We start from the raw sequence: 8,960 nt of genomic DNA, 5'->3' as shown, positions 1-8,960 counted from the left end.
AATCGACCTAGAAAATGCCTTGGGTTTAAAACACCATTTGACATGTTTAAACATGAGATTAAAAAATTGATTTAATTTTGTCGCATTACTTATTGCAATTCAAGATATAACAAAAAAACTGCTAGCACATACATATGCATATGCTAGCAGTAACTTTACTGTAATTATATTTGTATTTGTAGTCGTAATTATATTATATCCAATACTAAGGTCTTACAAAAGCTTGACCACCATGGTTAACGAGTATATCCCCATCTAATACTTTGGTGGTAATATTTTGTAGACTACCTTGAATTTGGCTCATCATGAATCGATAGCCTGGGCTATTTAAATGTTTAGTAAGTGCGTCTTGATCACTATAAATTTGGATCACATACCAATGATTCTTTGCATTTCTTTCACGAAGCACATAACCGGCCTTATAACCCGCATCGTCTCGAACAGCACGTTCTATATCTAGTTGATATTGACGTTGTACTGTATCGATATCATTGCTATCAACATTAAACTCTGTTAATGTCACCACAGCTTTACCGTCATTTACGATAGATAAAGCATCTTTTTTCTCAAACAATAGCACAGACTGTACATCATACATTTTACGATTTGTTAATTTAGAACCTACTTCATTAACAAAGGCTTGATACTGATCAGATTTACGATGTGTCTCAACAGCCGCTAAATTTTTATAGATTTCTACTACATAAGACTCAGATGGATTTCCCTTTACATGAGCTACATTCATAGATAATGTGTTAGGCTCTTTCTCCATAGAAGCAGTTAAGTTAGCTACGCCCGTACTATTATATGCACCTTGTAATTCCGCAGGTACTTGGAAGCGATACATACCTACACTAGGTGCTGTATCTAAACCTTCATCACGTTCCATAACAAGAGCCGCAAAGGATGTGCTTACGCCTAATACTGCAATAGCAGATGTGACAAGGATACGTTTTAATAATTTTCTATTCATACATGCTCCGATTCGACTAAATTACAATGTAATATATTCTACTATTGTACCATGTTCTTCAATTAATTTAACTAAGTCTTTTCCTTGTAGCCATACAGTAGCGTCATTTTGATTTGGATGGATACCGATTAGATTATCTTTATAATCCGCATCAATATAGTAATGTACCTTACGGTCTTCATCGTGGAGCAAGCAGAATGGAGATACGTGACCTGGTTTAATCTTTAATATATCCCATAGCTCTTCTTCAGAACCAAAAGAAATCTTTTTCAGATAATGGTCCTTCCGAAACTGTTTTAGATCTACACGCTTAGAACCACGAACAGTAATCAGATAGTAGTGTTCCCGCTTGTGGTCTCGAATGAATAAATTCTTCGCATCCCACTCAGGATATGGCAACTCCACATTTGGCTTATCATCCATACTAAATAGCGGTGCATGATCCGTAACTTCAAACTCGATATGATGGTCACGCAAACAATCATATACGCCTTGTTTATCTAACATGTAAAACCTCTAATATATAGCTTATGCTTGATGAAAGTAATATTTATAGTCATATTGCTATTATATAACCTAATTATATAATCTAATTATCCCACCAAATTTATTCTGGAACTTTATAGGAACCATCAAATACAAATAATTCGGGATGTTCATGTACGAATATATCTTCATAGATTCCATCATATTCATAGACTACATCATCTTTTTTATCGAGAAAATCGAACAAATCCTCTTCATTCTCCCAGTCTTGTAAAATAGTCCATCGCTCAGCTCGATCAAATGGAATAGAACCGCCAAAGTAATCGATTACGGATTGTAAATTATCTGCTAATGTATCCATCTTAAAGAGGCGTAATCCAGCAAGAGCATCCTCCCATACAATGCCTGTAGAGTTATAGAAGAACTGATGATGTCCACCATTATTAACCTCTGCGAAGTACCAGGATATAGCATTGAGATAGCGTTGCTCTACAGTAAAAGGTTTTGCAGATTCTAAATAATCATCATATGAGCCATATATATTGATAGTCCAGTACATTGGCTCATTAATGGTCCACATATCGTCTGTAGCTTGTATCTCTTCAACAGTGATAGTACGATGACGAGGTACACCTTCTCTTTTCTTCTTTTTAGCTGCTACATACTCATTATAGGCAGCACATAAATCAGGATAATCAGCTTCACATTTTTCAAAGTCCATTTGCATATAGCACATATCCATGACTTCAAAACAATACGATTTTATATCATCTAGTTCCGATTCCGTAGCTAACCGTACACCCCGATCTACTAACCTTAGCATCTGCTGCATAGTATCCGATGTGTATGCTTCATTATTATCTAAAACAATAGCTCCATACGCATAGGCACAACGATAATACCAAACTGCATCACGATGCGCTTCATCAATAGACTCTAATACCTTAATTGCCTCTTTTTCATTGCCATTATTGTTATAAGCTCTACCAAGCTCACCTAACAGAGGTATAGATAAATTTTCTATGCCCACACTAGTTAACACATCAATAATAGTTTTTACGTTTCCACTATCATTAAGATCTTTAATAGTTTGTAACTGTTCAGCATCAGGCAAAGATAAAAACTGTTCAACACTTAAAGACATACAATACACGTCCCCTCATAGCACAAATATGTATATGAAATCATCTTAAGATAATTATAACAAACAACACAAAACTATGGGTTACAGATTTTAAAATAATAGTTAATGACAAAAACAGCTATTTAACTAGCTACCAAGCCATACGACAAATACAGGAGTACCTTCATCGTCATCGTCGATTTCATCGATATCGTCACCATCGAATTCGTGGTCATCATAGGCTAGATTTTCAAAGAACACATGATCACCGAGCTCTTTATTGGCCATTAAATTATGTAGCTTGAAAAGAAGCTCTTCAGTAGTAAAGTACTGTCCATTATCTGCTTTAAGGCGAGCATAGATTTCAACTTGCCACATACCGTCTTCTTTATCGTATTCTTCTAATTCATCGTCTTCGTATAAGTATTCATTAGGGTGAAGCTGACTTTTACTTTCAATCCAAGCTTCGTAGCTCACAAGAATTTCAGGCTCTACTAATGGCGGTAAATTATCACGATTAACGTTATGCTCTTCTAAGCATTCATAAAACGCCTTAAGAAACTCTTCTCTAGTATAAGTAGTTTTATTAAAAACCCAAGGAATTCCCTTAAACTCATGATAGTAACCTTCATATATTTTATTACCATCTTTATCAGTACCAAGATATTCAATCTGCTCTGCATTCTCATCCTTGTTAAACAGGTTTTTTATGGCATTAAAAATCATAAGATAATCCTCCTTGTAGTCATTTAAACAATGCTTTTATTTCATTATTCATAATATATTCCTCAATATTGTAAACTAATCTCATATAAAATAACGTAGCCCAAAGCACAAAATTATAATAATTCAATCTATTTTATTACTGTTATAAGTTTGCGTGTATAGTAAAAGCCCTTCGCATAAGCGAAGGGCTAATCTATTATTTTTTTATAATGTTGTATACTAACTAGCTACCACACACAATATAGAATACAGGTATGCCATCTTCATTATCTATAAGTCCGTAACCTTCACATTCATGGCCTTCGTATTCAATGCCTTCAAAGAATACATGATCGCCTAATTCTTTATTGGCCATCAAATTGTGCAATTTAAAGAGCAATTCTTCTCTTGTAAAATATGTACCATTATCCGCCACAAGATGAGCCATGATTTCTACCTGCCACATACCATCTTCTTTATCTTCTTCGTGTAACTCCTCATCGGTTACACGTTCATTATCAAAGAGTTGGTCTTTACTTTCAATCCAAGCTTCATAGGTTACTAGAATTTCTGGTTCTTCTAATCTATCGTCGTCATCTGATTGATTATCATCTACATAGTTCTTTACATTTTCATTGTATTCTTTGGAAAACTCTTCTTTGCTATATGTTTGCTTATTAAATACCCAATGTACTACATCATATGTAGGATAGTTATCTTCTTCGCATTCATTAACATCTTCATTATCTTTACCTTCTGTAGCATCTTTGCTATTTTTCTTATCAAAGACAGTCTTAATAGTTTCATATACCAAAGGATAATCCACCTTGTACTCTTTTGGCTTAATTTTAGATAGGTGATATTTTACCACTTCACAGCACCAAACAAGCTGTTTATCTAAGTGAGCTTCTTTCGTAACTTTTATGCCCGTCTCTATTAACTGTAATGCTTTCTGCACATGTTCAGATTCGTAGCTTTCACCAATAGCTAACATCCCGTGAGCATAACCACAACGATAGTACCAAGACCAATCACGATGTGCCTCATCGATTCGTTCAAACAACTCGATAGCCTCTGACGCACGGCCATTATTGTTATACATACGTCCTAAGGTGCTTAATAGTATAGGGGACAAATTATCGATGCCTATGTTCGTCAATAGCTCCATCGCACGCTTAATATCGATGCCCTCTTGTTCATTAAGGAGCTTAACCTTTTCCGCATCACTTAATTCTTGAAACTCTTCATCCGTAATTTCTTCTATATTGAAATATAAGTTCTTAATAAAGTCACCAAAGTTATCTGCTAAGGGAGTCATGGAGTAATCACATTCTTGATCGACCCGTACAACCTTAGGTTCACCGGTTGGACCGCACTCACGATAATCAAGGAAAATCATATCATGCCCACCAGAAATCGTATCGGCTACAACGACACCGATAGGGGGATATTTTACTTTTGAAATCCAAAACTCATTTCCCATCTCACCTAAAAGAGAATATTTTTTATCTCTATCGATGCCATATATTCCTATTATATATACACAATCGTCATCATCGTTAATAAAACAATTTTTCTTTACTACACCACCATTATGGTTTTTAAGTAGCTCAATATATGCAGCAGGCAATGTATAACCTAGATCTGCTTCAGCTGCTTTAATATCTTTATCAGTAACCGGTTTACCAATATAGGATTCAAAGGCATAGTCAACATCATTCCAAAATCCGGTCCAATCAAAGTCTTTTAGATTACTCATAATACTCTCTCCTAGTTTAAACCAATATAATCTAAATTTTTAATTACTCATTCATAGAATAAGTTTTGATTAAAGCTTTCACCTCAAGTCGTATCAAAATGGTATCAACAATATAGGAAACAATGATATAAGGAGATGCATTTATAATCGCTATAGGCGCTAATATAATTGCCACCCATAATAGATCTAGAGGATATGCATACCACTTAATATCTATGGTATTTAAAATGGGTATAACATAATCTATAACTCTTAATTCCCATTGCATTAATGGATTCAATTCCTCACTTGTTCCTACTAACCAAGCAAAGATAATCCCAAAAAGCAAAAAATATACTATGCCAACGGGAATTAATATCTTCGCTCTCTTTTTTAATAGATTACGACAAATCTCATCTTCTTCCTCTGGTGCTATATCATATAACATATTGCACTGAATCTGAATCCGTCTAAATCGATAGCGAATATACTTATACAAAATATTATTCGGTGTATATAACATAATAGACTCCACATATAAGTCATACTAGCAAAATCATGGAAAATATATCATCCATCTATGGCAAAATAATGTAAATCTTTGAATTCATCATCCCAAAATGTAAAAGAAAAGATATGGGTATCATCAAAGGTTTGCTCGCAATAGGTCACAGCATCACGTTCTGGTTCAATAATAGGCATACCAATGCGTGATTTCACGTCATCAATAGTTATATCACCATACAAATCTCGTATTTCGTTATAAATGAAAGTTACAATTGTATCTATATTTTTATGGTAATTAACAGCTAATAGCTTTGCTGTGTCTAAATTAGCATCTGTTGGTTTCTCATCCCAGCAAAACTGTATTCCTTCGTAAGATATGGTATATTGCCTTAATTGTTCATCAAATATTACAGGATTAGTCATCGTTTGTACCCATTACATAGCTTTCCATCTTCGGTCTTAAATCTAGTACGACTTCCCAATCATCTAATGATGGAGCCTTATGATGTGCAATAAATTCTTCTATGATCTGTAATGCCTCTTGAGGGCCTAGCTCATTTTTACCGTATATTATCGCACCCTGCTCACCATCATTAGTAACACTAAGCTCTATATGTAATAAATCGGTATCTTCATCACTACAAACTTGTACAAAGTTATACATTTTATTATCTATGGGAATTGCCTTTGCTGGTGATATAACTACAAAATCTTGCTCTTGATCCTAAATAGCGTAGAGATTTTGCTCAACCTCATTCAATGTAATTCCTTCATACCTATAGTCACCTACATCAATTGACCAATCTGTATAAGTTTTCTCAACTGCATCTGCCATATGTATCTCCTCAACTTTACAATATACATTAGAATAAGGTTTCTAATTGACCTGCCATATCTGCTATAAACTCATCAAACTTGCAAAGTTCATGTAGCTCTTGATGCTCTATATCATAACAACCGATCTTTTTAGACTTAGGGTCCCATACAATTTGCCAATCGTTGTACTCGCCTAGCTCTTTAGATAGTCGTAATAGTTTACGACGGCCCACTTTAAATGGAACTGTATCAAGTAAAGGTAAAAACTCAACCGATATAAAATCAGAGTCTGGCAATTCAAAATAAAGTGTATCCCCCTCTAAAAACGATACTAATGCTTTTGGGAGTTTAAATAGTTTTAATTGATCCATTTTATTTTGTTTATCATGGTACTCTACAGGCTCTAATGTTTTAAAATACTCCGCCATTTCCATATCGCCCTTTTCAATGGCAATGCTATAAGGACGCATACCATCCTTTTCCGTGATAGTCACATCAGCGCCATGTTCTACCAAATATTTACACATCTGTAAATCTACGTACCGAGCAGCTACACATAATGGAGTCGGCTTAAAAGGATACACAGAATCAGGCTTATTGTAATTAATATCTACACCACTATGGACAAAGAAATCTAGGACCTCATAATTGTTATCTGTTATGGCATTTCTGAAAGCTTTACCGCCATATTTTTGTACTGTATGGCCTAAGTCATGAATCTGTTGTAGATTCTCATATTTCTTGCCATATAAGGCAGCCTGAAAAGCATCTACTTTCACACGATTCAAAGCGTGAATATTGGCACCTTTGGCCACGATATAGTCTATAAGCTCTTTATTTCCATACCGTACTGCTAACAAAAAACTAGGATTTTCTTTTTCATTTAGATTAGCTTCATGTTCAACTAACCATTGAACACTAGGTAAACAATTCATTACTAATGCCAATTCTAGAGGGGAATACTCACTGTGCTTACCCAATTGTATAGGTTTATAAATATCCCAACCATCTGCTAATGCATTTTCTAACGCTACGATATTTCCTTTTACGATATCTACTACTATTTCAGGTACAGATTCAAAGGTACCTAAATCCTTTAGATCTATCATGTCTCTCTCCCACGAACTATATCTTTAAAATGATTATTACTAATTACATTATATTACATTTATAAGTATGAGTGTATAGTAAAAGCCCCTCGCATAAGCGAAGGGCTATCTTACTATTTCTCTTGTACTTGTTTACCACTCATATGTTCAATAGTGATTTCAAACATCTGAGTTGCTCTACCATTACGAGCAATTTGTTCATCAGCTAACGCTTCATCAGGATAATATTTCATAGCAAATTCTTTTAATCGAGCTATAGATTCTGGACCTACCTCTAATAAACGGCATCTCCCAAATACAACTGCACTTTGTACATATGGGGCCCATGGTTCAGATTCATCAATACGCTCATCCCCATATACTGTAAAACATACTTTATCTGAAGCTTTTAATGCATCTACTTTATGACCAGCTTTGGCTCCATGAAAATAAATTCTCTGTGTTTCATTATCATAAAAATAATTAATGGGAATGGCATATGGGTATCCATTATCGCCATTCATGGCTAAAACACCACGACGATTAGAGGTTAATAATGCTTCTGTAGCAGCGCGATCTATTTCATTTATCTTTTTACGAATTGGTTTAAACATAATATGTCTCCTACTTTATTTACTAATCCTATTTACAAGATACATAAAAGTGCCACTATTAGTATCATCAACTTTGGAGTATTCTTTCCAATGTATAGGATACATACCGGTTAATACTATAGGTGCTTCCATTCCACGCATGGTTCCTTTTCCTGTATTATCGGACCAATTCATGCATCCCGTTTTAATAGAACCATCATTAATAGAAAATTCAGCGTATGTACAATTTGCTTTTATGGGCGGTTTCAAATAAGACATCTCACTAGTTATCTTAATAGTATAACCTTCAATAAAGTTACTACTCTTATCTCTAAATGCCTCTATACGCATTATATCTTTTAAATAGTTATAACAACCTTGATCCTTAGCACCTTGCTCCTTCAACACATACACTTCTTCATTTATAGTTTTAATACATTTTTTTGTCGTATATTTAAGCTCAATAGGAATCCATTTACCATCTACTATAACAAGAATATCTAGATGTAAATTAGGATTAAATTCTGGTACAAACTCTAGTCTAATATCACAATTTGGATATTGTTCTTTAATCATCCAGGCTAAGCTAAATTGAAAGTCAGCTTCTGAATGAAAAATTGGGCGCCTTTTACTCAATTGGTACATTATTTCATCAATATCTAAGGTTAATCCCATACCATATACCTCATTCAAAATGATTTAACTACTTATGTTAATTATATTATATTTTTATATATGTTTGTATCGTGAAAGCCCTCCGCATAAGCGAAGGGCTTAACTATTATTTCTCTATCTCGATTCCATTAAGATAGGCAAATTTAATCATAGGAGCTCCATAAAATTCACTCGTATCTAAGGAAATCTTTTCCTGAGGCAATTCTCTCAACTGATTATAAAAACCAATATATCTACCTGTCTCTTATACACATCT

The 8,960-nt window shown here is 34.3% G+C and carries 10 protein-coding genes and 1 pseudogene; all 11 read right to left on the bottom strand.

Annotated elements, in window-relative coordinates; translation table 11 throughout:
* Positions 1-205 precede the first annotated feature (205 nt).
* The 11 genes and pseudogenes from QZ334_RS05425 to QZ334_RS05375 all read right to left on the bottom strand — a co-directional run bounded on the left by QZ334_RS05425 (position 206) and on the right by QZ334_RS05375 (position 8,704).
* Positions 206-973: an antibiotic biosynthesis monooxygenase gene (locus QZ334_RS05425; RefSeq protein ID WP_295232551.1), complete on the bottom strand. Its 768-nt coding sequence runs from the start codon at positions 971-973 to the stop codon at positions 206-208.
* Between the two features lie 21 nt (positions 974-994).
* The gene (locus QZ334_RS05420; RefSeq protein ID WP_295232548.1) at positions 995-1,480 is read right to left on the bottom strand and encodes a prolyl-tRNA synthetase associated domain-containing protein; all 486 of its coding nucleotides are present in this window, start codon (positions 1,478-1,480) and stop codon (positions 995-997) included.
* Positions 1,481-1,580: 100 nt separating this feature from the next.
* On the bottom strand, positions 1,581-2,603 hold the full coding sequence (locus QZ334_RS05415; protein WP_295232545.1) for a DMP19 family protein: 1,023 nt from the start codon (positions 2,601-2,603) through the stop codon (positions 1,581-1,583).
* 126 nt (positions 2,604-2,729) lie between these two features.
* The gene (locus QZ334_RS05410) at positions 2,730-3,308 is read right to left on the bottom strand and encodes a hypothetical protein (protein WP_105089059.1); all 579 of its coding nucleotides are present in this window, start codon (positions 3,306-3,308) and stop codon (positions 2,730-2,732) included.
* A 223-nt stretch (positions 3,309-3,531) separates the two neighbouring features.
* On the bottom strand, positions 3,532-5,046 hold the full coding sequence (locus tag QZ334_RS05405; protein WP_295232542.1) for an SMI1/KNR4 family protein: 1,515 nt from the start codon (positions 5,044-5,046) through the stop codon (positions 3,532-3,534).
* Between the two features lie 43 nt (positions 5,047-5,089).
* Positions 5,090-5,548, bottom strand: a complete 459-nt coding sequence (locus QZ334_RS05400) for a glycosyl transferase family 4 (RefSeq protein WP_295232540.1) — start codon at positions 5,546-5,548, stop codon at positions 5,090-5,092.
* 47 nt (positions 5,549-5,595) lie between these two features.
* Positions 5,596-5,955, bottom strand: a complete 360-nt coding sequence (locus tag QZ334_RS05395; RefSeq protein WP_295232538.1) for a hypothetical protein — start codon at positions 5,953-5,955, stop codon at positions 5,596-5,598.
* Positions 5,948-6,367 (bottom strand): annotated as a pseudogene (locus QZ334_RS05390) (bacteriocin). Before QZ334_RS05390 ends, QZ334_RS05395 begins: the two are co-directional and overlap by 8 nt.
* Before the next feature lie 28 nt (positions 6,368-6,395).
* Positions 6,396-7,457, bottom strand: a complete 1,062-nt coding sequence (locus tag QZ334_RS05385) for an ankyrin repeat domain-containing protein (protein ID WP_295232537.1) — start codon at positions 7,455-7,457, stop codon at positions 6,396-6,398.
* Positions 7,458-7,570: 113 nt separating this feature from the next.
* A complete protein-coding gene (locus tag QZ334_RS05380) occupies positions 7,571-8,050 on the bottom strand; it encodes a pyridoxamine 5'-phosphate oxidase family protein (RefSeq protein ID WP_295232535.1) in 480 nt (159 codons plus the stop codon).
* Between the two features lie 15 nt (positions 8,051-8,065).
* On the bottom strand, positions 8,066-8,704 hold the full coding sequence (locus QZ334_RS05375; protein WP_295232533.1) for a hypothetical protein: 639 nt from the start codon (positions 8,702-8,704) through the stop codon (positions 8,066-8,068).
* Between the last annotated feature and the right edge of the window lie 256 nt (positions 8,705-8,960).

It is taken from the genome of Veillonella sp. (genome assembly GCF_019414865.1).
Classification (GTDB): Bacteria; Bacillota; Negativicutes; order Veillonellales; family Veillonellaceae; genus Veillonella.
Note: the sequence above shows the minus strand (reverse complement) of the source record. Positions and strands in the feature narration are given on the sequence as shown.